Raw genomic sequence first — 26,338 nt, forward strand, 5'->3', positions numbered from 1 at the left:
AGCATTCGCGTTCCCTATTTCCGCTTGCGTCCCTGATGTCGGACATTGCCCGGCCGACCGCGCTTGCCGATCTGATGCTTGCCTTGTCTGTCGCGGCGCGGTTTTGTGTCCGGACGCTTGCCGCGCGGTTGCACTTTCTGGCCACCGCCGTCGCCATCGGGAAGCTCGAATTTCAGCGCGCCCGTCAGCGGATTGGCCTCGCCCAGCCGAAGCTCCAGCGTGTCACCCATGGTGTAGGTGGTGCCGCTGTCCGTCCCGATCAGCGCCTGCGCGCCTTCGTCATGGCGGAAATATTCGCGGCCCAGCGTGCTGATGGGCACCAGCCCGTCCCCACCAAGGCCCACAATCGTGGCGAAGAAGCCGAAGCTGGTCACGCCGGTGATGCGGGTGTTAAAGACCTCTCCCACTCGCGCGGAAAGCCATGCGGCGACATAGCGGTCGATGGTGTCGCGTTCCGCTTCCATCGCGCGGCGCTCTGTAATGCTGATCGCATCGGTGATTTTGCCGAGATCGCTGCGATCCCGGTCTGACAAGCCGCTGCTATCAGGTATCTTGCCCTTGGGCGCAGGCTGCTCCAGCCCGAAGCCGTCCACCAGCGCGCGGTGGACGAGAAGGTCCGCATAGCGGCGAATTGGTGAGGTGAAATGCGCGTAGGAGCCGAGCGCGAGGCCGAAGTGGCCTGCATTGGCTGGACCATAATAGGCCTGGGTCTGGCTGCGCAGCACCGCCTCCATCACCAGCGCCTTTTCGCCCGCATCGGTGACGTCTTTCATCATCCGGTTGAAAAGGCCGGGCGTAATGACCTGGCCGAGCGCCAATTTCTTGCCGATGCTGTCGAAATATTCGCGCAGCGCGATGAGCTTTTCGCGCGTCGGAGGCTCGTGGACGCGGTAGACGACCGGCTGCGTCTTGCTTTCCAGTGCCTTTGCCGCAGCGACATTGGCCGCGATCATGAAGTCTTCGACCACGCGGTGGGCATCGAGCCGTTCGCGCACCGCGATTTGCTCTATCTTGCCCTGATCGTTCAGCACGACGCGGCGTTCGGGCAGGTCGAGATCAAGCGGATCACGGTCCGCCCGCGCTTTTGCGAGCAGCTTCCATGCGTCCCACAGATTGCGCAGGTATTCCGGCGCATCGCCGCCATCGATCGCTTCTTGCGCTTTCTCGTAAGGGATATTGTGATGGATGCGCACGATGGCGCGGGTGAAGCGCCAATCGGTCACCTGCCCCTTGGCATTGATCTTGAGATGGCAGGCCATTGCCGCGCGATCTTCATTCTGCCTGAGAGAGCAGACATCGGCAGACAAGACCTCAGGCAGCATCGGCACCACGCGATCGGGGAAGTAAACCGAATTGCCGCGCTTTCTCGCCTCGCGGTCTAGCTTGCCACCGGGGCGCACGTAGTAGGAGACATCGGCGATAGCGACGAGCGCGTTGAAACCGCCCTTTCCGTCACTCTCGGCCCAGATCGCATCGTCATGGTCGCGCGCATCCTTGGGATCGATCGCGACGATGGGGAGATCGCGCAGGTCCTCGCGATGGTCGTCGCTCAGCGGGATTTTCGCAGCCTGCGCAGCCTCGTCCAGCACTTCTTGCGGGAAAGTATGCGGGATGCCGTATTTGTGAATCGCGATCAGGCTGTAGCTTTTCGGAGCGAGCGGATCGCCGAGCACTTCGATCACCTTGACCGAGGAATTGCGGCCGCGCCCGGCGGGTTCGGCGAGTACGAGCTGGCCTTCCTCCGCCTGCCCGCGATCGCTGACCTTGGCGGAGGTGCGGATTTTCTTGTCGACCGGGGCCAGCCACGCCTGCCCGCTCATGTCGATCTCGATCACCCCCAGCATCGAGCCTTCCTGCGAAGGCAGCTTCTTCATGGGGTGTGCGATATGGCCTTTGCCCGCCTCTTCGGTGCGCGCGAGAATGCGGTCACCCACGCGGAGGGCGGCCTGTTTCTTCTTCTCAATGACGCGAAGGCGCGGCGGCGGCGTCGCATCGTCCGGCTGCCAGCTCTCTGGGATGGCGGCGGGCTCACCCTCGTCGATTTCGACGATCCGTAGCACGGTGACCTTGGGCAGGCCTCCCATGCGGTGATAGGCGCTTTTCCTGCCGTCGATCAGGCCTTCTTCGGCCATGTCTTTCAGCAGCGCCTTGAGTGCGATCTTTTCCTGACCTTTCAGGCGGAAATGCTTGGCGATTTCGCGCTTGCCAGCGGGTCCATCGGCGGTCTTGATAAATTCAAGGACCTGGTCCTTGCTCGGAAGTCCCTGGAACTTCCTGTTGTTCTTATTTTTGTTCATGGCCCGCTATATGGGGGCTCAGTCCTCGCTGTCACCCTCCAGCGGATAGAAAGCGCCGCCGGGTACCGCGCTGGAGACCGGGCTGCAGACAGGCCCGAAGCTGCAAGAGGCAACACCGAATATCCAGTCATCGCCGCGCAGGGGTGCGGTATAGGTCAATTCGCGCCCTGCCATCGGGGTCGGATCGTCGCCGACCGGTGTCTCGAACGAGAGGATTGCCGCCTCGTCCCACCGCCAGTCACTCTCATCCGTGCGTCTTTTGACGACTAAATAGGTAGTGGCCCCTTCGACGCCCTGCCACTCGACGAGAGTGTCGGTGCGCACGGCGGCATCGGCGGTAACCTGCGGCGGCATCGGCGCGCTCGCAAGCCGATCCAGTGCGCGAACATTCAAAACGCTGCTGCGGGTGAGGTAATCGAAGTCGAGCTCATCCACCGTATCGCCATAGGTGATGCCGTCCTCGACGCGCAGGTCCTGATGCTGGTGCTCATAATCCTCTACAGCCACGGTCACGCGGACTGCCGGATAGCCGCGATCGAGGAAGGGGATCTGGTCCCCGCCGCGGCCCATGCGATCCGTGCGCCAAATCTGGCGGACCTGCATGCCATCGGGGAAATCTTCGGCTACGGAGTTCAACCAACGGGAGAGATTGCGGCCGGGCGAATCGTTTTCGCCACCGAAGCGGCGTTGGGCCGCTCGCAGTTGCGGCGTGGAATCGGCGCGCAAGCCTTCCGAAAATACGCGCACGTGTTCCGCGTCACAGAAACCGTCCGATCCGCAGCTATTGCCGATCATGTCATTATTGAGCACCGCCTTCACGGTCATGCCCTGTTCGGCGACCGAGTCAGCGAGGATGCCTGCGCCGTAGAGGCCCTGCTCTTCGCCCGTCAGCAAAGCATAGATGATTGTGGAGGGATACTCGCGCTGGGATAGGATGCGCGCGGCCTCCAGCACCATAACGCTGCCCGAGCCATCGTCATTGGCGCCGGGTGCATCGTCAGTCGCGTTCATCGCATCGGTGACGCGGCTGTCGTAATGGGCCTGTACGATGATGACTTCATCGGGCCGCTCCGTTCCGCGCTGGATTGCGACGGCATTGCGGATGAGGGTCGGCTCAGGAATGCGACGTCCGTCGGCCTCCACCACGCGCCCAACCGGCATTACGTCGAGACAGCCTCCGCATTCGGCACCAATCCGTCCGAATTCAGCCAGCGCCCAATCGACCGCAGCACCAATGCCGCGCTCCGGATCAGTCTGCGAAGAGAGCGTATGACGCGTGCCAAAGCCGACGATCGTATCCATGTCCGCCCGCAGCCGCTCTTCCGAAACTTCTAGCCCCGGATCGTCTGCCGCCTGCGCCCCATCACGATCATCATCGTGATCATGGTTGTGCGCGTTTAGCGGAGTTGCAGCAAAGAGGGCGAGCGGAGCGGCAGCGAGGGCCGCAGTCAGAATTGATCTACGCATGTGGCCAAGTCTGCGCGCAATCGCAGCGACTTGCAAGCCGCCCTTTGCCTGTATTCGGGCGTCTAAACCGCAGGCGGCTCGCCATAATTGTTTGCGCCGTGCTCGGTTTTCATCACGCCGAACACGATGATCACGATCAGCCCGATATAAGGGATCCAAGTGAGCGGTGCGGCCATCATCTCTGCCTGCAGAGCCTGCATTTCATCCATGCGCGAAGGATCGGCGGAAATGACCATCAGCTCTTTTGCGCGGTCCACCATGGTGATCTCGCCATAGACGCCCGCCAATTGCGTGACGACCGGGATGGCCGCCCAATAGCCAGAATTCCCGCTGTCATGAAGGCGGCGAACGAAGGAAGCGAGAAGCAAAAGCACGACGGCAATTTCGGCGGCGACGCCGACCCAGATTGCTGTGTCCATAGCACCAGCCATGCTCGCCATCATCTCGGCCTGCATCGTCGCCTGATCGGCGCCGGATTGCGCCGCGTCCATCGCTGTGCCGACGCCAGCGGTGATTAGCGGAATGCTCGCCAGCAGGCCCACCACGAACTGCGCGATGACGATGAAGAGCACATACCACCAGAAAGTGGAACGCGCATCGCGCCCGCTGAAATTGGTCAAATTCGCGAGATTGTATTTAATGGCCTGAATCATGATGATCTCCCCGTCTTGGGCGACGATTATCAATAGGCTCTGGCGACGTAAATCCGCTCTTTCGCAGGTTCCCCGGTAAAAATGCATGTGCCGCTGACGGGCTCTGCATCAATGGCCACATTGCGGAAGGTGAGCTTGTGCGCCTTCAGCTGCTCGACGACCTTTTCGAGGCTTTCGCCGGTCGGCTTGGACCATTCCACTTCAACCCAGCCGGGATAGCGAGAGCCGCGGAAATGCTCCGCCAACGCGTCCATTTCGGTGATGCCGCGCGTGATATTCGCATCGCGTCGATCTTTGGCCGACGCGAAGAGCGAGCTCTGGATGTCCTCCAGCATTGCCGGGATTTGTTCCGCTGCCTCTTTGCGGCTTGGCGTGTGGAAAGCAGGCTTGCCGTTTTCGCTGTTCCACAAGCTATCGCGGCGCAGCAGGCTGACAACGCCATTGTCCATATCGCGGCCGCCGACTTCGATGATGATCGGAGCGCCCTTGCGTACATAATCCCAGCGCTTTGCGGCTGCCTTGCCCGGGCGAGTGTCGAGCAGGACGCGAATCGGCTCGCCCAGCGTCCATTTCTCAGCCAGTGCAGCGCGCAATTGCTCGCAATAATCGATCAGTGCTGCATCCTCAGGCTTGTCGCGGAGCATGGGCAGGATCACGACCTGATGCGGAGCAAGCTTGGGCGGAACGCGCAGGCCATCATCATCGCCATGCGTCATGATCAGCCCGCCGACCATGCGCGTGGACATGCCCCAGCTCACGGTGTGGCACAGCTGTTGGCCGCCTTCTGCGTCCTGATATCGAATATCCGAAGCATCGGCGAAGCTGGTGCCAAGGTAATGGCTGGTGCCGGCCTGCAACGCCTTGCCGTCCTGCATCATCGCTTCGATTGACCAGGTTTCCGTGGCGCCAGGGAAACGTTCGTTCTCCGGCTTTTCGCCTGCGATCACTGGCATGGCCACGTCTTCTTCGGCGAAGGCGCGATACATTTCGAGCGCGCGCATGGCTTCTTCCCGCGCTTCATCGGCGTTGGCGTGCGCGGTGTGGCCTTCCTGCCAAAGGAATTCGCTGGTGCGCAGAAACATGCGCGTGCGCATCTCCCACCGCACGACATTGGCCCACTGGTTGAGCTTCAGCGGCAGATCGCGCCAGCTTTGCACCCAGCGGCTCATCGCATCGCCAATGATCGTTTCCGAAGTCGGCCGCACGACAAGCGGCTCTTCCAGCTTGGCTTCGGGATCGGGGACGAGACCACCCTCTCGATCGGCAATCAGCCGGTGATGTGTGACGACCGCCATTTCCTTGGCGAAGCCTTCGACATGGTCTGCCTCACGCTCGAAATTCTTGAGCGGAATGAAAATCGGGAAATAGGCGTTCTGTATGCCAGCCGCCTTGATCCGATCATCGAGCAGGCGCTGCATGCGTTCCCAGATACCGTAACCCCACGGCTTGATCACCATACAACCGCGCACGCCTGATTCCTCAGCCATGTCAGCGGCGGAGATAACTTCCTGATACCACTGCGCAAAATCGTCTTGGCGTTTGATGTTGAGGGCGTGGCGGATATTGGACATGAAGCGGACTGCCTCGTTCAGTAATTGCGAAACGTAAGTCGATTTGGACCCATTGCGGGCCTGTGTCGAGTATCGGATATAGGACGGTAAGCGAAAGAGGCTTTATTCGCCGAGCTTGTCCAGCTTGCGTTGCATTTCAGCCATTTGCGAGCGGAGCGCGTCGATTTCCTCGCGGCCCTTCGGCTCTGTGCTTGGCTTTGCTGCCGCCGGAGCATCGCTGCCAGCGACCTGTGCGCCGGGCATGAATGCTTTCGTTGCCGCCTCAAACATCGCCATGTTGGTTTCAGCCATCTTGGCAAAGGCATTGCCGCCCATGCTGCTTTTGAAAGCTTCCTGTAGCGATGCCTGATTGGTCTGGAAATTGGCCATGGCCGCTTCGAGATAGGACGGCATCATCGCCTGCATGGAATTACCATACATTCCAATCAATTGACGAAGGAAGCTCACAGGCAGCATATGCTCGCCATTGGCCTCTTCTTCCATAATGATCTGGGTCAGGATCGAATGGGTGATGTCATTGCCCGATTTCGCATCGAGCACCTGAAAATCCACGCCATCGCGCACCATTTCGGCAAGGTCATCGAGCGTGATGTAACTCGATGAACTGGTATTGTAGAGCCGCCTATTGGCGTACTTCTTGATGATAACGCTGGCGTTATCGGACTTGTCCTTTTCAGGCATGAAAGGCCCACTCCTGCGAATTGTGCGACCAGGCCTCTTAGCACCCGCAACATGTATTTTGCAATTGCGGCATGAACTTAGCCGTCGGTCCGATCGAAACGACCTCCCAGAACCGTCAGCAACTCATATTGCGAGAGGCCGCTACGGGCAGAAAGTTCAGGCAAATCAAATGGAATGGAGAGAAAATCGCGTTCCGATACGTCGCTATTCGTTACGTCCACGATGATCATGTCCATGGACACCTTGCCAAGGATCGGCAGCGTATCATCGCCGTGATGCAGCACGCCGTCGCGCCCCAGTGCGCGCAGGAAACCGTCGGCGTAGCCAAGGGAAACGGTGGCGGCGCGCATGGGCCGCTCTGCCGTCCATGTTGCATTATAGCCAACGCTGTCTCCCGGCGAGAGATCGCGGATCTGGATGATCGCCGCTTCCGGATAGGCGACCTGGGCGATCTTTCCGCGCATCGCCTTCACCGGCGCGCCGCCATAGAGCGCGATTCCCGGCCGGGTCAGGTCGAAATGATAGTCCGGCCCAAGCATTAGCCCTGCGCTGTTCGACAGGCTCAGGCCGCGCGCGCCAACGCTTTGAGCGCATTCGCGAAAACGCGCCAGTTGGGCGACATTGTTCGGGCTGGCCTCATCCGCGCAGGCAAGATGCGACATTGCGATTTCTATGTCGAGCGCCTGAATGGCGGGGTCCGATACATCTGCGGCAGTGATGCCCAATCGGTTCATGCCGGTATCGATCATCAAATGACAGGCCCCGCCGCCCGATTGGCTCCACAAAGCCGCCTGACGCACAGAATTGATGACGGGCAGAACGCTTGTCTCCCGCGCGAAATGCGCCTCTGCCGGTGTCCTGACACCATGCAAGACGCTCAGCTGTGAACCCTCGGCATGTTCGAGCGCGGCCGGCACTTCGCCCCAATGGGCGAGAAAGAAGTCCCGCGCCCCGGCCTCCAGCAGCGCAGGTATCGCCACGTCGACGCCCAGCCCGTATGCATTTGCTTTTATGGCCGCACCCGTGGCGGTCTCGGATGCTGAAACGCTATCCAGATAACGCCAATTATCGGCGAGCGCTTGCCGGTCGATGCGCAGGCGTAGGCTTGCAGGAGGAAGTTCGCCTGGAATCAATGACTGTCCTCAAATTCGGTTGGCGGACCACCCTTCAGCCCCCACCATGCAACGACGACGCCGAAGGCAACCACCGCCCAGGTGTACCAGAGCCCGGCGTATACATCGCCTGAGCGCGCGACGATGATTCCGGCGATCAGCGGCAGGAAGCCGCCGAGGTAGCCCGCGCCAATGTGATAGGGGATCGACATGGAGCTATAGCGGATTTTCGCGGGGAACATTTCGGTCAGCAGCGCGGCCACGGAGCCGTAGGTCAAAGCCGAAAGCACGCCCAAGACCAACAGCAATCCGATGATGCCGAGAATGTTTGCCACAGGCGGCGTCTGGTATTCGAAATCGAAGCCACGCTGGCCGAGTTCTGCGATTATCCCATCGCGCCGCGCATTGCCGCTATCCAGCCACTCAGGGGTGATCGCTACGGGAGCGCCCGATACCGCAAGGCCAAGTTCACCGCCCTCCTCTACCGAATAACTCACCCCGCTTGCGGTAAGCGTCTCAAGAATCTTGCCGCAATCGCTTTGCTCGCGATCGAACAGATCGGCGAAAGGATCGGTCGTGCATTGGGAGCCGGTTACCACTACGGGATTGTCCTCTGACGCTTGTGCCAGCCCCGGGTTTGCAAGGGAGCCCATTGCCCAGAAAATCGGGAATAGGAGCGCCAGCGCGGCGAGCGCGCCGATGATGATCGGTTTTTTGCGCCCCACCCTGTCCGACCATTTCCCAACCACGATATAGAATGCCATCGAAAGGCCGCCCGCGATAAGCAGGATCCATTCGACCAGCCCGGGATCGAGCCGCATCGGACCACGCAGGAAGGACAGGCTGGAGAAGAAGGCGGTGTACCAGATCGTCGTCAGCACGCCTGTCACGCCGAATAGCGCGATGAAAATGCGCCGCTTGTTGCCCGGATATGTGAAACTTTCGACGAAAGGATTGCCTGCCGTCTCGCCAGCTTCTTTCATCGCGCGAAAGACTGGGCTTTCCGACAGCATCAATCGCATCCACAGCGATATGCCGAGCAGCAATATCGAGAGGAGGAACGGGATGCGCCAGCCCCACTCGACGAAATCCTCTTCGGAAATGATGGCGCGGCAGGCGAGCACGACAATGATCGAAAGAACGAAGCCGCCGACAACACTCGCCTGGATAAAACTGGTGTAAAAGCCGCGTTTTTCGGGCGGGGCATGCTCGGCGACGTAAATCGCTGCGCCGCCATATTCGCCGCCCAAGGCGAGGCCCTGCAACACGCGAAGGCAGATGACGATGATCGGGGCTGCGACCCCGATGGTCGCGACTGTCGGGATCAGGCCGACCCCTGCGGTCGCCACCCCCATCAACGTCACGGTGACAAGAAACGTATATTTGCGCCCCAGCTTGTCACCGAGATAACCGAACAGGATCGCGCCGATGGGACGAAACGCGAAGCCGACTGCGAATGTCGACCACACCAGCAGCAGGCCCAGCGTATCATTATCGACGTCGTAGAACGCGTCTTTCAAGATGTAGGCAAGCGTGCCGTAAATGAAGAAATCATACCATTCGAACACGGTGCCGGCCGAACTGGCGGCGATAACAAGGCGAATTTCCTTCGGGCTCGGCTCATGTTGTTGAATTGCGGCTGCGTCGGCCATGCGGACCCCCAAAACTATTTTCGCGCTGGATTAGCTTGAAGCCGTGGCGCTGGAAAGGGCGGCGATTGCGGCCTTCCACGGCAAGAGTATGGCATCATGCCGGGCGGGATAGTCGCGGGCTGGTTCGATAAGTTCCAAGCCCGGCCAGTCCGGCATGCCAGCGCCTTCTTTAAGCCACGCTTGCAGACCCTCGTGTGACTGCGCGATGCCATTCAGATCGTGGCCCTTGGCATGGTCGGCAAACAATGATGCGGCCGCTTGGCCCACGGCGCAAGCGCGCACCTTCACGCCCAATGCCGAAATCGCGCCTTCATGGTCCGTCTCAGCGTCTAGAGAAATGACGGAGCCACAGGTTGTCGAGCGCGCCTCGCCATGCAGAGGAGCGTCGGCAAGAGGCGGATAATCGGCGAGTTTAACAGCCGCGGCCAGCATGGCTGGCGTATAGAGCTTGTCCGCGCTCACTCTGCCTCTTCTTCCTCGCCCAGCAATCGCGCGCGCCGTTCGGCTACGATCTGCACCATAGCGCGAGAACTCGAATCGACGAGCTGGTAAGTGCGTGCCTCGGAAATCCACAGCGGCCTGCCCTGCGCGCCCCAATAGCTGTCGAAGCCAAGCACGAAGAGCGAGAAGCCGATCACGACAATCACGACACCCTTCACCGCGCCGAATCCGAAGCCCAGCACGCGATCAATGGGGCCAAGCACCGAGTTGCGAGATTGCCTGCCCGCGACGCGCGCGATCAGCTTCATCGCAGCATAGGGTATCAGTAGGAGGAGGGCGAAAGCAAAGATGCTCGCGGTGACAGGCGAGCCCATAAAATCGAGAATCGCGGCAGTCAGATCGGTGTGAAGATAGCGGATAGCAAACACCGCCAGAAACCATGCCGCGAGTGAAAGCACTTCCTGCACGAACCCGCGCATGAAGCCGCCGATCGCGCCCACCCCCACGATGAGCAACACGATAATGTCGAAACCCGTCATAGTGCCGCCGATTTAGGCCGATGCCATGACCCGGTCAACGAGTGAGCTGACGCCGCCAACATTCGTGTAATTCAGCGTTTTGACGTCATGGCCTCCATCCAGCGGACCGCAGGCGTGGGTGAAGCCGAGCTTCGCGGCCTCACGTAGCCGGAGCGAGGAATGAGCGACAGGGCGGATTTCGCCTGATAGCGCCATTTCGCCGAGCCAGATGGTGGTGGCAGGTAGTGGCTTATCGGCCAACGCAGAAACCAATGCTGCGGCAACCGCGAGATCGGCAGCGGGATCATTCAGGCGATACCCGCCAGCTACGTTCAGATAGACCTCAGCCGTAGAAAAACTCAGCCCGCAGCGTGATTCCAACACGGCGAGCAGCATTGCGAGCCGCCCATTATCCCACCCGACCACTGCGCGGCGCGGCGTTGCCCCCGATTGCAGCCGGACAATCAGCGCCTGTATCTCCACTAATACCGGGCGCGTACCTTCAATCGCCGGAAAGACGGCGCTGCCTGCAATCGGTTCTTCACGGCCCGACAGGAATAGCGAGGACGGGTTGGACACTTCGGCCAGCCCCTGCCCCTCCATCGAGAATACGCCGATTTCATCGACTGCACCGAAGCGGTTCTTGAGGCTGCGCAGGATGCGGTACTGGTGACTACGCTCGCCTTCGAAACTCATCACCGTATCGACCATATGCTCCAGCACACGCGGCCCGGCGATATTGCCGTCTTTCGTGACGTGGCCAACCAGAACGAGACAGGTGCCTGTTTCCTTGGCGTAGCGGATCAGCTCGAAAGCGCTCGCCCGGACCTGGCTAACCGTGCCGGGAGCACCTTCGATCATGTCCGAGTGCATGGTCTGGATCGAGTCGACCACTAGCAGATCGGGCGTGCCGTTTTTGCCGAGCGTCGTCAGGATATCGCGAACGGAAGTGGCGGCTGCCAGCTTCAGTGGTGCATCGGCCAGCCCAAGCCTCTTCGCACGCATGCGGACCTGACCGGTCGCCTCTTCGCCGCTGACATAGACGACATCGCCGCCGGTCTTGGCAATCGCCGCCGCGGCCTGCAGCAGAAGCGTCGATTTCCCGATCCCCGGCTCACCGCCCATCAGGATGGCGCACCCGGGTACTAGTCCACCGCCCAGCGCTCGGTCGAACTCGGCAAGCCCGGTCGTGCGGCGATCAAGAGGTTTGGTCGGCGCATCGAGGCTTTCGAAATGGATCGCGCGCCCGCCGCTCGACAAATCATGCTTGGCCGCGAACTTCGTTTCCGGCGCATCTTCAACCAGCGTATTCCACTCATTGCAATCGCTGCACTGGCCCTGCCAGCGCGATGCAATGCTGCCGCATTCGGTGCAGACGAAACGTTTTCTAGGCTTTGCCATGAATGCGGTGTAAGCAGAACAGAAGTGGAACGCAAGAGGAGTGGCGCGGTGGCGGAAAGCTTTGCCGAGCCTCTTTGAAACGGCGACTGCTTCTGCCACAACGCCTCCGATGCGGCAGAAGGAACTCAGGATCGCGCTGGTGTGCTATGGCGGGGTTAGCCTCGCTGTTTACATGCACGGCGTCACCAAAGAGATCTGGAAGCTCGCCCGCGCCAGCCGCGCGCATCATGCCAATGGAAATGGCACGGTCGACGGCGTCGAAGGTGTCTATCAGCGCCTGCTTGAACGGATCGAGGCCGATCAAAGCCTGCGACTCCGCATGCTGCCTGACATTATCAGCGGTGCGAGTGCCGGCGGGATCAATGCCGTGTTCCTGGCTCAGGCAATCTATTCGGGGCGCAGTCTGGAGCCATTGACTGAGCTGTGGCTCGAGAATGCCGATGTCGAAAAACTGGTCGCCGAAGAGGCGCGGCCATGGTCCAATATCGGGGCGAAGCCGTTTATGCGCCCGCTCGTATGGTACCTCACCAATCGGCCTGGCAATGCGGTGAACGAGAGCGTCGCGAAGGAGACGCGATCCGAAGTGCGGCGCAAACTCTCCTCGCTGGTGCGCGGGCGCTGGTTCGAGCCGCCATTTTCAGGTCCCGGCTTCACCAAGCTTTTGCATGACGCGTTGGAGGCGATGAACGCTCTGCCCGCGGAAGAGCCGCTCCTGCCCCCTTATCACCCGCTCGATCTGCTGGTCACCGCCACGGACTATCGCGGTCGCCGCGAATTGCTGCGCCTCAACAGCCCTCCGCTGGTCGAGGAAAGCGAGCATCGCATGCCAATCAGCTTTCGCGTGCATGCGCCCGATGCAGGCGGTGAGGATTTGGCGCAGCTTTTTGAGCTGACCTTTGCCGCACGTGCGACGGCAAGCTTTCCCGGCGCGTTTCCTCCGCTGGAAGTCAGCGAAATTGACCATCTCGCAGGCGACGACTGGACCAATCGCGACGCCTTCCTCGCGCGCATCATGCCTACTCATGTAGAACAGGGCACGACGCATCATGCGGCGCTGATCGACGGCTCTGTGCTGGTGAACGCGCCTTTTGCCGGGGCAATGGCGGGACTCGACAAGCGCCCTGCGCAAAGGGAAGTCGATCGGCGTTTTGTTTATATCGACCCAACCCCGCGACGGAAGCTCGCTAAACGGGATGAGACCGTCCGTCCCATCGGTTTTTTCTCAGCTATCGTCGGCTCGCTCAGCACAATACCTCGCGAGCAGCCCATCAGGGACAATCTGGAAGTGTTGGAAGCGCAATCGCGTGAAGCGCTTCGCTTGCAGAAGATGGTCGCAGCGCTGCGCCCCGAGGTGGAAGCGGTCGTTGAGAAGCTGTTCGGAAGAACGCTTTTCTTCGACAAGCCCACGCTGAAACGCCTCGCAAATTGGCGCGCGAAGGCGCAACAGGCGGCGGCGGAGCGGGCCGATTACGCCTTCCACTCCTACGCGCAGGCGAAGCTTTCCGGTATTATCGATCGCATTGCGGATCTGGTGCACGATATCGCGCCCCAGCCTGACCATCCGGACGCCCATGATATTGCGATCCGCCTGCGGCATGCGATCGAAGAGCGGGGCCTGGCCACCATGAACGGCGCGGGAAAAGGCGCGAGCTCGGAAGCCATCGCCTTCTTGCGCGATCATGACCTGGCTTTCCGCGTGCGTCGTCTGCGGCTGCTGGCAAGGCGTTTGTCTCGCGAGTGGGACGCCGATCCCGATATTCCCGACCCTGATCTCGAAAACGCGCGCGAGGAAGTCTACCGCGCTCTCGCGCTTTATTACGAACGGGAAGACCCGGACAGCCTTGGCGCGGACTTTGTCGAGATTGCCGACAGGGCGATGAGCGATCCCGACCAGGTCCTCGATGAGTTGGCGCGCCGGCGATCATTGCGCGAAGTCGATATTCAGGCGGAGCAGATTCTGGCCGATGCCTTGGAGGCCATGCCCAAGGATTTGCGGCGCAAGGCTCTCCTCACCTACCTTGGTTTTCCCTTCTACGACGTCGCGACCCTGCCTCTGCTGCGCAATGAGGGGCTCAATGAATTCGATCCGGTCAAAGTCGATCGCATCAGTCCGGACGATGCAACAAGCCTGCGCGACGGCGGTGCCGAGGCGACTTTGCGTGGGACGGAGTTTTTCAATTTCGGCGCGTTTTTCAGCCGCTTTTATCGTGAGAACGATTACCTGTGGGGACGCTTGCACGGAGCCGAACGGATGATCGATCTGGTGTGCTCGACCGTGCCCGGCGGCTTCGACACGACCAAGTGTCTCGCCTTCAAACGCGATACGTTTCTGGCGATATGCGATGAGGAGGAAGAGCGCGGGCTATGTCGTCGCCACTTGGTCGATGGCCTGCGTAGGGAGATACTGGCTAAGCTGAGCTGAGCCGACACATTTGTCGCTCTGACAACTTAACCCCCAAACGCCTCTTTGATCTTCTCAAAGAATCCACGGCTTTGCGGGCATTCTTCGCCCGTTTCGGTCTCGCGGAATTCGCAGAGCAGTTCTTTCTGACGGCTCGAAAGTTTGGTAGGCGTTTCGACCTGCACTTCCACGACGAGATCACCGCGGCCCCTGCCCTGAAGCACCGGCATGCCTGCACCGCGTTTGCGCAATTGCTTGCCCGACTGGATGCCTGACGGGATATCGATCGAGTGGGTCTCGCCATCGAGACCGGGAATATCGATCGTATCGCCCAGCGCAGCGCTGGTGAAGCTGATCGGAACCCGGGTGAAAAGCGCGGTCCCTTCGCGCTCGAAAACCGGGTGCGGTTTCACATGCACAAATATGTAGAGATCACCTGAGGGCGCACCGCGTGGGCCTGCTTCGCCCTTGCCGGAAAGGCGGATGCGCGTGCCGTTGTCGACGCCCGGTGGGATATCGACATCCAGCGTCTGTAGCTTGTCGACAGCGCCTTCACCCCGGCAATCGCCGCAAGGGCTCTCAAGCACTTCGCCCGCGCCGCCGCAATTGGGGCATGGGCGCTCGATAACGAAAAAGCCCTGCTTGGCGCGGACTTTTCCGGCGCCATGGCAAAGCTCGCAGCGACGGCGCGCCGTGCCCGGCTCCGCGCCGGAGCCCGAGCATGTGTCGCAGGTGCTGGAGACTTCGACTTCGATCTGCGTGTTCTTGCCGTCGAACGCCTCTTCAAGGCTAACCTGCATATCGTATCGCAGATCCGCACCGCGGCGCGGGCGCGCACGCCCGCCGGGGCCGCCTGCAGCGCCGCCAAAAGCGCTGCCGAAAATCGTTTCAAAAATGTCGCCAAGATCGTTGAAATCCTGGCCGCCCATTCCGCCGCCGCCCGGTCCGCCATTCTGGAAGGCGGCGTGCCCATAGCGATCATAGGCCGCGCGCTTCTGATCATCCTTCAGGATGTCATAGGCTGCGCTAATGGCCTTGAAATGCGCTTCGGCCTCGGCATCGCCCGGATTGCGATCCGGGTGATACTTCATGGCGAGCTTGCGATAGGCGGATTTGATCGTTGCGCCATCGGCACCGCGATCAACGCCCAGCAGTTCGTAAAAATCGATTTCAGCGGCTGACATGGTCCCGTCCCCAAAGCATTCCGCCACCGCTGCGGGTTGCAACGGTGGCGGTCAGCTTTTCCATCGTCCGATTAGGACTTGTTCTCGTCATCCACTTCGGTGAACTCGGCTTCGACAACGTCCTCGTCCTCTGCGGGCTTGGACGTGTCGTCACCGGATGCAGCGGCATCTGCGGCAGCATCAGCACCTTCAGCCTGAGTCTTCTCGTAGATAGCCTGACCCATCTTCATGGCGGCATCCGTGAGTTTCTGGCTCTTTTCCTTCATCGCCTCGACATCGTCGCCTTCCAGCGCAGTCTTGGCTTCGGCAACAGCCGTTTCGACATCGCTCTTAATCGCGGCGTCGACTTTGTCTCCATTCTCTTCGAGCTGCTTTTCGGTCGCATGGACTAGGCTATCGAGATTGTTACGGACTTCGGCGCTTTCGCGGCGCTTTTTGTCTTCATCGGCAAACTTCTCGGCATCCTGCACCATCTGGTCGATATCAGCATCGCTGAGACCGCCCGAGGCCTGAATGCGGATCTGTTGTTCCTTGCCCGTGCCCTTGTCCTTGGCGGACACGTTCACGATGCCGTTGGCGTCGATATCGAAGGTCACTTCGATCTGCGGGACACCGCGCGGAGCAGCCGGAATGCCGACGAGGTCGAACTGGCCGAGCAGCTTGTTGTCCGCCGCCATTTCACGCTCGCCCTGGAAAACGCGGATCGTCACGGCATTCTGATTGTCTTCAGCCGTGGAGTAAACCTGCGTTTTCTTGGTCGGGATCGTGGTGTTGCGATCGATCATGCGGGTAAAAACACCGCCCAGCGTCTCGATGCCCAGCGAAAGCGGGGTCACGTCGAGCAGCAGCACGTCCTTTACATCGCCCTGCAGAACGCCGGCCTGGATGGCAGCACCCATGGCTACGACTTCGTCCGGGTTCACGCCGGTGTGCGGCTTGGAACCGAAGAATTCTTCCACGACTTCGCGGACCTTAGGCATGCGCGTCATACCGCCGACCAAGATCACTTCGTCGATCTGATCCTTGGAGACGCCAGCGTCTTCGATGGCCTTCTTGCACGGCTCAAGCGTGCGCTTCACGAGGTCGCCCACCAGCTGCTCGAGCTTCGAGCGGGTGATGGTTTCGACGAGGTGCAGCGGTGTGGAGGTGCCATCTTCCATGCGGGCCGTGATGAACGGAAGGTTCACTTCGGTCTGCTGACTACTGGAAAGCTCGATCTTGGCCTTCTCGGCGGCTTCCTTCAGGCGCTGCAGCGCGAGCTTGTCCTTGCGCAGATCCATGTTCTCGGCATTTTTGAACTGATCGGCGAGGTATTCGACAATCACATTGTCAAAGTCTTCGCCGCCGAGGAAAGTGTCGCCATTGGTCGACTTCACTTCGAACACGCCATCGCCGATTTCGAGGATGGAGACGTCGAAAGTACCGCCGCCAAGGTCGTAAACGGCGATCGTCTTGCCGTCTTCCTTGTCCATGCCATAGGCAAGTGCGGCAGCAGTCGGCTCGTTGATGATACGCTCGACTTCCAGACCTGCGATCTGGCCGGCATCCTTGGTTGCCTGACGCTGCGCATCGTTGAAGTATGCCGGGACGGTAATGACGGCCTTGGAAACGGTTTCGCCAAGATAGCTCTCAGCGGTTTCTTTCATCTTTTGCAGGATGAAAGCCGAAATCTGGCTGGGCGAATATTCCTCGCCGCCCGCCTTGACCCATGCATCGCCATTCTTGCCCTTGACGATGTCATAGGGGACGATGTCCATATCCTTCTTGGTGGTAGGATCGTCGAAACGGCGGCCGATCAGGCGCTTGATTGCGAACAGCGTATTGTCCGGATTGGTGACGGCCTGGCGCTTTGCAGGCTGGCCGATCAGGCGCTCACCATCCTTGGTGAATGCAACGATAGACGGCGTGGTGCGCGCACCTTCCGAATTCTCGATAACCTTTGGCTTGCCGCCTTCCATCACGGAAACGCAGCTATTGGTCGTACCGAGGTCGATACCGATAATCTTACTCATAATTCCCCATCTCTTTCATATTGGACGCTGCGCGCTCGGCCTCCCGCCAGTCCGGCAAAGCCACTCGGCAGCTCAAAAAAGCTGTGTAACGACGGCGGATATAGGTGCGCTTTTGCTTGGCACAAGGGACGTGAGGGCCTAGAAATTCGGCAAAGTCCAGGAGAGGATCATGATGAACCACGAACGTATATTGCCCGCCCTCACCGCCTCGCTCGCCGTGCTGAGCCTGGCGGCTTGTGGCGGCGAAACGGAAGAACCTGCAGCTGAAATTGCGGACAGTGATTGCCCTCCGGGTGTGTCGGTTGCCGAAGGCTGGCTTGCCATGCCTGCGGTGGCTGGAAATCCGGCTGCGGCTTATTTCACGATCAGTAATGAAACCGAAGACGCAGTTACTATCCGCACCGCAGAAATGATCGGCTCGGAAAGCGCCATGCTGCACGAAACGGCGGAATGGAGCATGGAAGAAGACATGCAGGAGCTCTTCACCCAGCGTGTTGAGGCAGGGGAAAGCCTCGAATTCGAACCGGGCGGCAAGCATGTGATGATCATGGGCATGTCTGAAGGGCTGGAAGCTGGCGGCGAGAGCGAAGTCACTCTGACTTTCGTGGGCGGCGACAAGTGCAGTTTTCCTGTCACGCTTTATCCCGCGGGCACTGATCCGCGTGAGGAAGAGGAAGAGGCTTGAGCAATTCGGGGGCGCAGGCCTGCCCTGTTGGCGGCGAGCGCCCCCTCACTGCGGGTGAGATTGATCTTGCCCGAAGCATGTTCGGAACGGCGGTCGATTATTCGACAGTCATGATGCGCCGCCGCAAATGGTCGTTCTTCCAGCCCAAGCGTGTAACGATGGCGCCGCGCGGCCATATCCATTTCCATCCCATGGGCGATGTGTATTGCGATGATTTCGCTAGCGCTCCGCTTCATCGACAAGCGCTCTTTATCCATGAGATGACGCATGTCTGGCAGACGCAGACCCGCGGCGACTGGTATCTCGTCACCCGCCGCATGCCGTGGGCGCGATATGATTATGCGCTGAAGCCGGGTTGGAAATTGGAGCAATACGGCATCGAACAGCAAGCGCGCATCGTCGAACACGCCTTTCTGTTACGCCGCGGTGCCAAATTAAGGGGCGTGGCAGGCAAGAGCGCCTATGATGTACTGGTGAATTTTCCCGGCGCGCGTGCGCCGTAACTGATTTTAAACGCGCTCTCGGAAGAAATATCGCTTCGAGACCAATTGCCTGACTGCACAAAAAAGGAGGGGCGGCTTACCTCCGCCCCTCCTCTCGTCTGTCTGGTTGATCGTTGAGGATCAGAAGCGGAAGCTGAGGCCCGCGCTGATCACCCACGGATCGAGATCGTGATCGGTTGCAAACAGATCGGTTCCATTGGCGGAGAATGTCGCCGTGGTGCCGATGAAATAGCGCTTCGCATCTACCGACAGACCGATACCGCTATCGCCGATATCGAAAACGGCACCTGCTTGCAGGGCAACACCCAGTTCATTGCTGAGATCGACATCGGTAATGCCGAGCGGCGTCACGCCCGCGCCGGCATCATCGTTGAAAATGATAAAGTAGCTCGGACCGGCACCGATATACGGCGTGAAGCCTTCGGCGAGGTCAAAGTGATATTTCGCCGTTACGGTTGCCGGAATGATCTGGGCATCGGAAACGAGTTCCAGCCCGGCAAGGCCGCCTACTCCATCGACATCATGCTGGGTTACCCCAGCGATGGTTTCGATCGAGATATTGTTGGTGACGAAATACTCGATCGCGAGCGTTGGCGTAATGTTATCGTTGGCGTCGCTCTGACTGTTTGCGGGCAGGCCGAAATCATCGAATTCGACTTCGTCGATCGCGCCATCGGGCAGCACAGCTGTCGCGAAAGCCTTGATCTGGATGTCACCGGCACGGTCTGCGCTCTGGGCGAGAGCCGGTGCAGAAACGGCCATCGTAGAGATGGCCAGAACGGATGCATAAAACTTTTTCACTTCGGAACTCCATAGAAACACGCGTTAGTTGCGTGAGAACTGGACTTCCCTTCCGAGCGGTCATTTGGGAGACATTATATCGCAGACAAGGGTGTCACTGAAAAAAATTTTCAGGTTCTGAGAACTGCGGCGCTGGAGAAGGTGCAGCGGTCATGTTGCAACCCTTGGCCTGATGCGTATGGTGGCGGCCACGGGCGCATGGGAATTTTTTCAAATTGGGGGATATGATGAAATTTGCTTTGAAATCCGCACTTGGCATTTCCACGCTTACAGCGCTCGCGTTTCCGTTGGGCGCAACTGCCGTGCAAGCGCAGGATGTAAGCGCTGATCCGACTTACGAGACAGTTCGCCTGAATGGTGGTTTCACGCCTGACCCATATACCATCCCAATCATGTCGGGTGGCCAGACCAATGCCCGCGATCTTGGCGGCGAGTGCCGCGGCTATATCGCTACGCGTCCGGACGCGCGCCTTTATTTCACACCCGGATCACTGCCGCTGTATATATCGGCGACCTCTGACGCCGATACGACACTGGTCATCAATGGGCCTGACGGACGCTGGTATTGCGATGACGATTCCGGAGACGGTTTGAACCCGGCATGGGGTTTCGAAAACCCGCAAAGCGGTCAGTACGACATCTGGGTAGGCACATATGGTGCGGCTGAAAATCATTCGGCCGAAATCCAAATTTCCGAACTTGGCGCAGGCAGCGGTAGCGGCGCTACCATGCGCCCACTCACGCCACCTCAGCCTGACGGGTCCAGCGCGATTTACGAAACCGTGCGGCTATCGGCGGGCTTTGCTCCCGATCCCTACATCGTACGCCTCTCGTCGGGCGGTAATCGCGACGCCTCTCAAGTTGCATCCGGGTGCAGAGGCTACATCGCGTCATCACCTGACGTGAACCTCGACTACACCTCGGGCACTTTCCCGCTTTATCTTTCCGTTGATTCGATGGCTGACACGACGCTCGTCATCCGCGCGCCCAACGGCAGCTATTATTGCGATGACGACAGTGGCGAGGGCCTGAACCCGAGCGTTCGGTTCGAAACGCCGCTATCGGGTCGTTATCAGATCTGGGTCGGCACCTATGGTAGCACCGACACGCAGTCGGCAGAGCTGAATATTTCGGAACTTTACTCCGAATAGTCGCAAGTCTTAGCGCCGAGAAAAAGAGGGCGGCCTCCGCACGGAGGGCCGCCCTTTTTATATGGCGCGATAATGTAATCAGTCCGGCTTTTTCGCCACCCCGACCATGCTTGGCCGAAGGAGGCGATCACGGATCATATATCCGGCCTGCATTTCCTGCACGATGGTGCCGGGCTCGGCATCATTTGTGGGCACTTCCATCATCGCCTGGTGCTGGTTGGGATCGAGCGGCAGGCCCATGGCGGCGATGCGGCTGATGCCGTGATTGGCAAAGGCCTTGTCCAGCTCTCGCATGGTCGCTTCGATACCCGCTACCAGGCCTTTGAACTTGTCGTCTTCGCGCAGTTCCTTCGGCACGGCATCGATGGCGCGGCCAAGATTGTCGGCGACGCTCAGGATGTCGCGCGCGAAACCGGTTGCGGCATAGTTGCGCGCGTCGGCAATTTCCTTTTCGGACCGGCGGCGCATATTCTGCGCTTCAGCCTTTGCATAAAGCACGTCCTGATTGGCTGTTTCCAGATCGGCTTTCAGCGCCTCAAGCGCATTGGCGATGCTGCCCTCGCCCTCTTCTTCAGAACCGTCCTCATCATCCGACAAGAATTCTTCAGGAACGCCTTCGAGTTCCTTCTCGACCGCTTCATCGTGCTCTGCGCCGTTCTTGGGGTTATCGTTATCTGTCATTTTGCCTACTAACCAATTCTCTTGCCCAGCGATCGGGCGGTGAAATCCACGATGGGAACGACGCGCGCATAATTCAACCGCGTAGGCCCGATGACACCCAGCACGCCGACGACCTTGCCGTCGCGGTCGCGATAGGGCGAAGCGATCACGCTCGAGCCGGATAGTGCGAATAACCGGTTTTCAGAACCAATGAAGATGCGCGCAGATTGTGCCTCACGCGCGGATTCCAGCAATTCGGCGATGGATTGCTTGTTTTCCAAATCGTCAAGCAACTGGCGCACGCGGTCAAGATCGCCCAGCGCGCTTTCATCGAGCAAATTCGCTTGGCCGCGCACGATAAGGACGGGACGCTTCGCTGTGTCTTCGCTCCAGACTGCAATCCCCGCTTCGACAAGGCTGGCCGACGCTTCATCCAGCGCGCTTTTGCCCGAACTGATTTCGTGTTGCATGGCCGCCACGGACTCCGCGAGAGTGCGCCCGGCAAGGTGAGCAGAAATGTAATTGCTTGCCTCTTCCAGACTACCTACTGACGCCGCCGAGCCGATATCGAGCACCCGGTTTTCGACTTGGCCGTCTTCGCCCACCAGCACCGCCAAGGCGCGGCGTTCATCCAGCGAAACCAATCGCATCTGGGCCAGGCGCGGCTCGCGCTTCGGCACCATGACCATGCCTGCCGCCCCGGAGATATCCGAGAGGATAGAGCTGGTTTTTTCGAGCGCTTCCTCAATAGGCCCCGGCTGCGCCAATTGTTGCTCGATGGCTGCGCGCTCTTCCGCGCTGGGCTCGGCGACCTGCATAATGCCATCGACGAACATGCGCAGGCCATGCGTCGTCGGCATGCGGCCGGCGCTGGTGTGCGGCGCGGCGAGGAGGCCAAGCTGCTCAAGCTCGCTCAACACCGAGCGTATTGAAGCTGGCGAGAGATTGATCCCATCATGCTGCGCCAACGCTTTCGAGCCGACCGGCTGCCCACTCGTCAGATAATCTTCCACCACGAGGCGGAAAATATCGCGGGCACGGTCCGTAATTTCTGAGATTGGCGGGGAAGTCATGACACGGCTCTATCTAGTCGCTAGGGCTCGCTTCGCAAACTTTTGGAGATTCTCATGCGACCTTCCGGCCGCGCGCCTGATGAAATGCGCGCCATTACGATTGAAACCGGTTTCACCAAGCACGCCGAGGGTAGCTGCCTGATCAGCTTTGGCGATACGCGTGTCCTGTGCACGGCCAGTGTCGAAAAGAGCGTCCCGCCGTGGATGCGCAATAAGGGTACGGGCTGGGTGACCGGCGAGTACTCCATGCTTCCCCGCGCCACCCACACGCGTGGCTCGCGCGAAGCCGCACGCGGCAAGCAGAGCGGCCGCACGCAGGAAATCCAGCGCCTGATTGGCCGCAGCCTTCGTGCAGTGGTCGATCTGGAAAAGCTCGGTGAGCGCCAGATCACGCTTGATTGCGATGTAATACAGGCCGATGGCGGCACACGTACGGCTTCGATTTCCGGCGCATGGGTCGCCCTTCGCCTCGCAGTGAACAAATTGCTGGCCGAGGGTGCGATCAAGGAGGACCCGATTACCGCCAAGATCGCCGCAATTTCCTGCGGCATTTATCAGGGCACGCCGGTCTCCGATCTCGACTATGCCGAGGATTCCAATGCCGATGCTGATGCCAATTTCGTGCTGATCGAAGGCGGCCAGATTGCTGAAGTGCAAGCGACGGCAGAGGGTGCGACCTACGATGAGGAAGGTCTGCTGCGCCTGCTTCGTCTCGCCCAGATGGGCTGCGACGAAATCTTCAAGGCACAGGATGAGGCAGTGAAATGAGCCGTAAGCTGGGAGGCGGAAAACTGGTGATTGCCACGCATAATGCGGGCAAGCTGAAGGAGATTTCCGCCCTCCTCGCGCCTTTTGGGCTGGAATGCATTTCCGCCGGATCGCTTGGCCTGCCTGAGCCACCTGAGACCGGTAAGACTTTCGTCGCCAATGCTTTGATCAAGGCGCGGGCAGCCGCAGAGGCTGCGGGACTTCCGGCGCTGGCCGATGACAGCGGTCTTTCGGTCGAAGCGCTGGATGGCAGGCCGGGCGTTTATACCGCCGATTGGGCCGAGCGGCAATGGTTCGAAGGCGAGCCGGGCCGTGACTGGTATATGGCGATGGGTAAGGTCGAGGGGCTGCTTCAGGCCAAGGGACCTGATACGCCGCGCGATGCGTGGTTTTCCTGCGTGCTTGCACTCGCTTGGCCCGATGGCGAGCAAGCCATTTATGAGGGCCGCGTCGATGGCGATCTGACATGGCCCCCCCGCGGGACGCTCGGCTTCGGCTATGATCCGGTTTTCGTGCCGAAAGACCACGAGCAGACGTTTGCCGAGCTGGAGCCCGCGCAAAAGCACGCCATGAGCCACCGCGCCGATGCCTTTGCGAAGCTGGTCGCGGACCAGTTCGGCGGCTAGTATTGCTGCCTGATGGCGCGCGCACTCTACATTCACTGGCCGTTTTGTGTCTCGAAGTGTCCCTATTGCGATTTCAATTCGCATGTCCGGGAGCAGGTCGATCACACCGTCTGGCGCGATGCGCTGCTGGCGGACATGCGGCATGAAGCCGCGCTTGCTGGCCGTGAGAAGCTGCGATCGATTTTTTTCGGCGGAGGCACACCGTCGTTGATGCCCCCTGCCCTCGTCGATACCCTGCTATCAGAAGCTGAAAAGCTATGGGGGTTTGAGCACGATGTCGAGATTACGCTGGAGGCTAATCCGTCTTCAGTCGAAGCGGCGAATTTTGCCGACATCGCTGCTGCAGGCGTCAATCGTGTGTCGCTTGGCATGCAGTCCTTGCGTGACGAGTCGCTGCAGTTTCTGGGGCGAATGCACAGTGCGGATGAGGGGCTGAAAGCACTCCAGACCGCACAAAACGCATTCGATCGCGTCAGCTTCGACCTGATTTATGCCCTGCCCGGCCACGATGAGCTCACTTGGGATCGAGAATTGCGGGAAGCGCTTGAATTGGGAACCGGGCACCTTTCGGTTTACCAACTGACAATCGAACCCAATACGCGTTTCGCGACCATGGTACGGCGTGGTGAATTCACTCCGCTGGATGATGACGAGGCTGCCGACCTGTTTACCCTGACAGGCGAAGTCCTCAGCGATGCAGGCCTTCCGGCTTATGAGATCAGCAATCACGCGCGGCCGGGTGAGGAAAGCCAGCACAACCTCACCTATTGGCGCTATCAGGACTACATCGGCATCGGACCCGGCGCGCATGGGCGGCGATGCGGTTTTGCCACGACGCGGCACCGCAAGCCCGAGAATTATCTGTCCGCCATGTCGCGCAATGGCAGCGGGCTGCAGCAGGAGCGCGCGCTTGGCGTTAGAGAGCAGGCTTCCGAGGCCTTGCTCATGGGTCTGCGACTTGGAGAAGGAGTGAACCTGTCCGAGCTTTCGGCTCGCTTCGGTCTAGGCGTGGACGCTCTGGTCAATCAGGATGAGATCACAAGGTATCAGAAACTGGAATATCTCAAGCGCGATGGTGAGCGGATCAGGGTGACGATGGACGGAATGATCGTTCTCGATGCGTTGCTCGCGCAAATTGTTGCGGACGATTTGGTAGCGGCATGAGCGACGCGCCCGACCTTATCGAGGTGTGGCGCACCCATCTGGCTGTAGCGCAGCGCAAATCTCCGCATACGGTCCGCGCCTATGCCAGCGCAGCGGCGCGCCTAACCCGACGCTTGCAACTCACCGACTGGAACGGTGTCGCCACGCTCACCACGCGCGATTTACGCGGTCAATTGGCGAGTAGGAGAGCCGATGGCCTCGGCAATGTTTCTGCCGCTCGCGAATTATCGGCGCTCAAGAGCTTCGTCGCCTATGCACGTGAGCAAGTGGGCGCCGATCCCGGCACTGCCCCCCGCGTTCGCGGTCCCCGCATCAAAAAGGGCTTGCCACGTCCGGTCACTCCCGATGAAGCGAGCGCAATGGTTGAGGTCGTTGCCGATATGGCGGCGGAGGGCTGGACGGGTCTTCGCGATGCTGCGGTGCTATTGCTCATGTATGGCGCCGGATTGCGGATTGCGGAGGCGCTTTCGCTTCGAGGTGGCGATTTTCCGCTTGGCGAGACGCTAGTCGTTACCGGCAAGGGCAACAAGCAGCGCGTCGTTCCCCTGCTCCCCATCGTGCGCGACGCGGTGGAGAAATATGCGCGCGAATGCCCCTTCGATCTAGTCGAAGACGGTCCGCTGTTCCGCGGCGTCAAAGGTGGTGCGCTCAGCCAGGGCATGGTGCAGAAGGCGATGGCAAGGGCTCGCAAGGGGCTTGGCCTTCCAGACACTGCCACGCCCCACGCCCTGCGCCATAGCTTCGCAACGCATCTCCTGGGATCGGGAGCCGATCTCAGGAGCCTGCAGGAATTGCTCGGCCATGCGAGCCTTGGCTCAACGCAAATCTATACCAAGGTCGATGCGGCCAAGATGCTCGAAGCCTATCGCTCAGCCCATCCGCGCGAGAGCGATTAGCCATTTTCTCGCTCTGCCCGCGGTACCCATGTCATCACGCGCCAAATGTACCCGATCACCGTCAGCACAATCAGGCCGATAATGACCCAGCCGAGCACGTCCTGAGATTCTTCCAATTGCCTGCTGATCCACGCGCCGCCACCGATCAGCGCGGCATTCCAAATTAGCGACCCGGCAAAGGTAAAGCTGAGGAATTTCCAGATCGGCATGTGCACCAGCCCGGCAGGCAGCGAGATAATCGTGCGCAGGAACGGGCTGAAGCGCAGGGCAAAGACGACCCAGTGGCCGCGCCGCGCGAAGAAATCCTGTCCCTTTTCGATATCTCGCCATTCGACGGTGAGCCAACGCCCCCACTTGTCGACCAACGGCTCCAGCCGCTCGTACCCGTATTTGTCGCCGAGCCAGTACCAGAAGTAATTGCCGACAACCGTGCCCGTCGTGCCGATAATCAGCAGCGGCCAGAAATGCATATCGCCGCGATCGACAAGGATCCCGCCAATGCCCATGATGACTTCGCTGGGCACGGGCGGAATGACGTTTTCCAACACCATCAGCAGGAATATGCCGAAATAGCCGCTCCGCGCGATCAGATCGATGATGAACTCGTGCATGGCTGACCAA

The 26,338-nt window shown here is 59.9% G+C and carries 24 protein-coding genes; 8 read left to right on the forward strand and 16 right to left on the reverse strand.

Annotation, left to right across the window (positions count from 1 at the left end):
- Positions 1 to 14 precede the first annotated feature (14 nt).
- From rnr to radA, 10 genes are all read right to left on the reverse strand, one after another.
- Positions 15 to 2,297, reverse strand: coding sequence for a ribonuclease R (gene rnr / locus I5L03_RS08455; protein ID WP_197921298.1), 2,283 nt, complete (start codon positions 2,295 to 2,297; stop codon positions 15 to 17).
- An 18-nt stretch (positions 2,298 to 2,315) separates the two neighbouring features.
- Positions 2,316 to 3,764: a M28 family peptidase gene (locus tag I5L03_RS08460; protein WP_197921300.1), complete on the reverse strand. Its 1,449-nt coding sequence runs from the start codon at positions 3,762 to 3,764 to the stop codon at positions 2,316 to 2,318.
- A 62-nt stretch (positions 3,765 to 3,826) separates the two neighbouring features.
- Complete coding sequence (locus I5L03_RS08465; RefSeq protein WP_197921301.1) at positions 3,827 to 4,417, reverse strand: DUF805 domain-containing protein; 591 nt, start codon at positions 4,415 to 4,417, stop codon at positions 3,827 to 3,829.
- 29 nt (positions 4,418 to 4,446) lie between these two features.
- Positions 4,447 to 5,988: a proline--tRNA ligase gene (gene proS, locus I5L03_RS08470; RefSeq protein WP_197921302.1), complete on the reverse strand. Its 1,542-nt coding sequence runs from the start codon at positions 5,986 to 5,988 to the stop codon at positions 4,447 to 4,449.
- Between the two features lie 102 nt (positions 5,989 to 6,090).
- Entirely contained in the window at positions 6,091 to 6,669 is a 579-nt protein-coding gene (phaR, locus tag I5L03_RS08475) for a polyhydroxyalkanoate synthesis repressor PhaR (RefSeq protein ID WP_197921303.1), read from the reverse strand.
- 77 nt (positions 6,670 to 6,746) lie between these two features.
- Positions 6,747 to 7,802 carry an alanine racemase gene (gene alr, locus I5L03_RS08480; RefSeq protein ID WP_199803228.1) on the reverse strand — a complete coding sequence of 352 codons (1,056 nt, stop codon included), beginning with the start codon at positions 7,800 to 7,802 and terminating at the stop codon, positions 6,747 to 6,749.
- Positions 7,799 to 9,433, reverse strand: coding sequence for an MFS transporter (locus tag I5L03_RS08485; RefSeq protein ID WP_197921304.1), 1,635 nt, complete (start codon positions 9,431 to 9,433; stop codon positions 7,799 to 7,801). Before I5L03_RS08485 ends, alr begins: the two co-directional genes overlap by 4 nt.
- A gap of 30 nt (positions 9,434 to 9,463) precedes the next feature.
- Positions 9,464 to 9,895: an iron-sulfur cluster assembly scaffold protein gene (locus I5L03_RS08490; protein ID WP_325100138.1), complete on the reverse strand. Its 432-nt coding sequence runs from the start codon at positions 9,893 to 9,895 to the stop codon at positions 9,464 to 9,466.
- Positions 9,892 to 10,413, reverse strand: a complete 522-nt coding sequence (locus I5L03_RS08495) for a CvpA family protein (RefSeq protein WP_197921305.1) — start codon at positions 10,411 to 10,413, stop codon at positions 9,892 to 9,894. The genes I5L03_RS08490 and I5L03_RS08495 overlap by 4 nt, the downstream gene beginning before the upstream one ends.
- Before the next feature lie 12 nt (positions 10,414 to 10,425).
- Positions 10,426 to 11,793, reverse strand: a complete 1,368-nt coding sequence (gene radA / locus I5L03_RS08500; protein WP_197921306.1) for a DNA repair protein RadA — start codon at positions 11,791 to 11,793, stop codon at positions 10,426 to 10,428.
- A gap of 109 nt (positions 11,794 to 11,902) precedes the next feature.
- Here radA and I5L03_RS08505 point away from each other — a divergent pair, with 109 nt between their 5' ends.
- Entirely contained in the window at positions 11,903 to 14,215 is a 2,313-nt protein-coding gene (locus I5L03_RS08505) for a patatin-like protein (protein WP_197921307.1), read from the forward strand.
- Between the two features lie 26 nt (positions 14,216 to 14,241).
- Here I5L03_RS08505 and dnaJ read toward each other — a convergent pair whose 3' ends face one another.
- On the reverse strand, positions 14,242 to 15,378 hold the full coding sequence (dnaJ, locus tag I5L03_RS08510) for a molecular chaperone DnaJ (protein ID WP_197921308.1): 1,137 nt from the start codon (positions 15,376 to 15,378) through the stop codon (positions 14,242 to 14,244).
- Between the two features lie 71 nt (positions 15,379 to 15,449).
- Complete coding sequence (dnaK, locus tag I5L03_RS08515; RefSeq protein WP_197921309.1) at positions 15,450 to 17,390, reverse strand: molecular chaperone DnaK; 1,941 nt, start codon at positions 17,388 to 17,390, stop codon at positions 15,450 to 15,452.
- Positions 17,391 to 17,559: 169 nt separating this feature from the next.
- Between dnaK and I5L03_RS08520 the strand changes: the two genes are divergently transcribed.
- Both I5L03_RS08520 and I5L03_RS08525 read left to right on the forward strand, forming a co-directional pair.
- Complete coding sequence (locus I5L03_RS08520) at positions 17,560 to 18,075, forward strand: copper chaperone PCu(A)C (protein WP_197921310.1); 516 nt, start codon at positions 17,560 to 17,562, stop codon at positions 18,073 to 18,075.
- A 77-nt stretch (positions 18,076 to 18,152) separates the two neighbouring features.
- Positions 18,153 to 18,578, forward strand: a complete 426-nt coding sequence (locus tag I5L03_RS08525) for a vgr related protein (RefSeq protein ID WP_197921519.1) — start codon at positions 18,153 to 18,155, stop codon at positions 18,576 to 18,578.
- A 120-nt stretch (positions 18,579 to 18,698) separates the two neighbouring features.
- Here the strand turns inward: I5L03_RS08525 and I5L03_RS08530 are convergent, their stop codons facing one another.
- Positions 18,699 to 19,379: an OmpW/AlkL family protein gene (locus I5L03_RS08530; RefSeq protein ID WP_325100140.1), complete on the reverse strand. Its 681-nt coding sequence runs from the start codon at positions 19,377 to 19,379 to the stop codon at positions 18,699 to 18,701.
- A 224-nt stretch (positions 19,380 to 19,603) separates the two neighbouring features.
- On the opposite strand from I5L03_RS08530, the gene I5L03_RS08535 reads away from it, so the two are divergent.
- Positions 19,604 to 20,530, forward strand: a complete 927-nt coding sequence (locus I5L03_RS08535) for a hypothetical protein (protein ID WP_197921311.1) — start codon at positions 19,604 to 19,606, stop codon at positions 20,528 to 20,530.
- A gap of 78 nt (positions 20,531 to 20,608) precedes the next feature.
- Here I5L03_RS08535 and grpE read toward each other — a convergent pair whose 3' ends face one another.
- On the reverse strand, positions 20,609 to 21,211 hold the full coding sequence (gene grpE / locus I5L03_RS08540; RefSeq protein WP_197921312.1) for a nucleotide exchange factor GrpE: 603 nt from the start codon (positions 21,209 to 21,211) through the stop codon (positions 20,609 to 20,611).
- An 8-nt stretch (positions 21,212 to 21,219) separates the two neighbouring features.
- Positions 21,220 to 22,263: a heat-inducible transcriptional repressor HrcA gene (gene hrcA / locus I5L03_RS08545; protein WP_197921313.1), complete on the reverse strand. Its 1,044-nt coding sequence runs from the start codon at positions 22,261 to 22,263 to the stop codon at positions 21,220 to 21,222.
- 54 nt (positions 22,264 to 22,317) lie between these two features.
- On the opposite strand from hrcA, the gene rph reads away from it, so the two are divergent.
- From rph to I5L03_RS08565, 4 genes are read left to right on the forward strand one after another with little or no spacing between them, the layout of a single operon-like run.
- Positions 22,318 to 23,031 (forward strand): ribonuclease PH, encoded by a 714-nt coding sequence (gene rph / locus I5L03_RS08550; protein WP_197921314.1) that lies wholly within the window; start codon positions 22,318 to 22,320, stop codon positions 23,029 to 23,031.
- Complete coding sequence (gene rdgB / locus I5L03_RS08555; protein ID WP_197921315.1) at positions 23,028 to 23,657, forward strand: RdgB/HAM1 family non-canonical purine NTP pyrophosphatase; 630 nt, start codon at positions 23,028 to 23,030, stop codon at positions 23,655 to 23,657. Before rph ends, rdgB begins: the two co-directional genes overlap by 4 nt.
- 12 nt (positions 23,658 to 23,669) lie before the next feature.
- Positions 23,670 to 24,821: a radical SAM family heme chaperone HemW gene (gene hemW / locus I5L03_RS08560; RefSeq protein ID WP_197921316.1), complete on the forward strand. Its 1,152-nt coding sequence runs from the start codon at positions 23,670 to 23,672 to the stop codon at positions 24,819 to 24,821.
- Complete coding sequence (locus I5L03_RS08565) at positions 24,818 to 25,717, forward strand: tyrosine recombinase XerC (RefSeq protein WP_197921317.1); 900 nt, start codon at positions 24,818 to 24,820, stop codon at positions 25,715 to 25,717. Before hemW ends, I5L03_RS08565 begins: the two co-directional genes overlap by 4 nt.
- On the opposite strand, the gene I5L03_RS08570 is transcribed toward I5L03_RS08565, so the two are convergent.
- Positions 25,714 to 26,328, reverse strand: a complete 615-nt coding sequence (locus I5L03_RS08570) for a DedA family protein (RefSeq protein ID WP_197921318.1) — start codon at positions 26,326 to 26,328, stop codon at positions 25,714 to 25,716. The genes I5L03_RS08565 and I5L03_RS08570 overlap by 4 nt on opposite strands.
- Between the last annotated feature and the right edge of the window lie 10 nt (positions 26,329 to 26,338).

Origin of the sequence: Aurantiacibacter sediminis, from assembly GCF_016019885.1 — a bacterium.
Lineage (GTDB): Bacteria > Pseudomonadota > Alphaproteobacteria > Sphingomonadales > Sphingomonadaceae > Alteraurantiacibacter > Alteraurantiacibacter sediminis.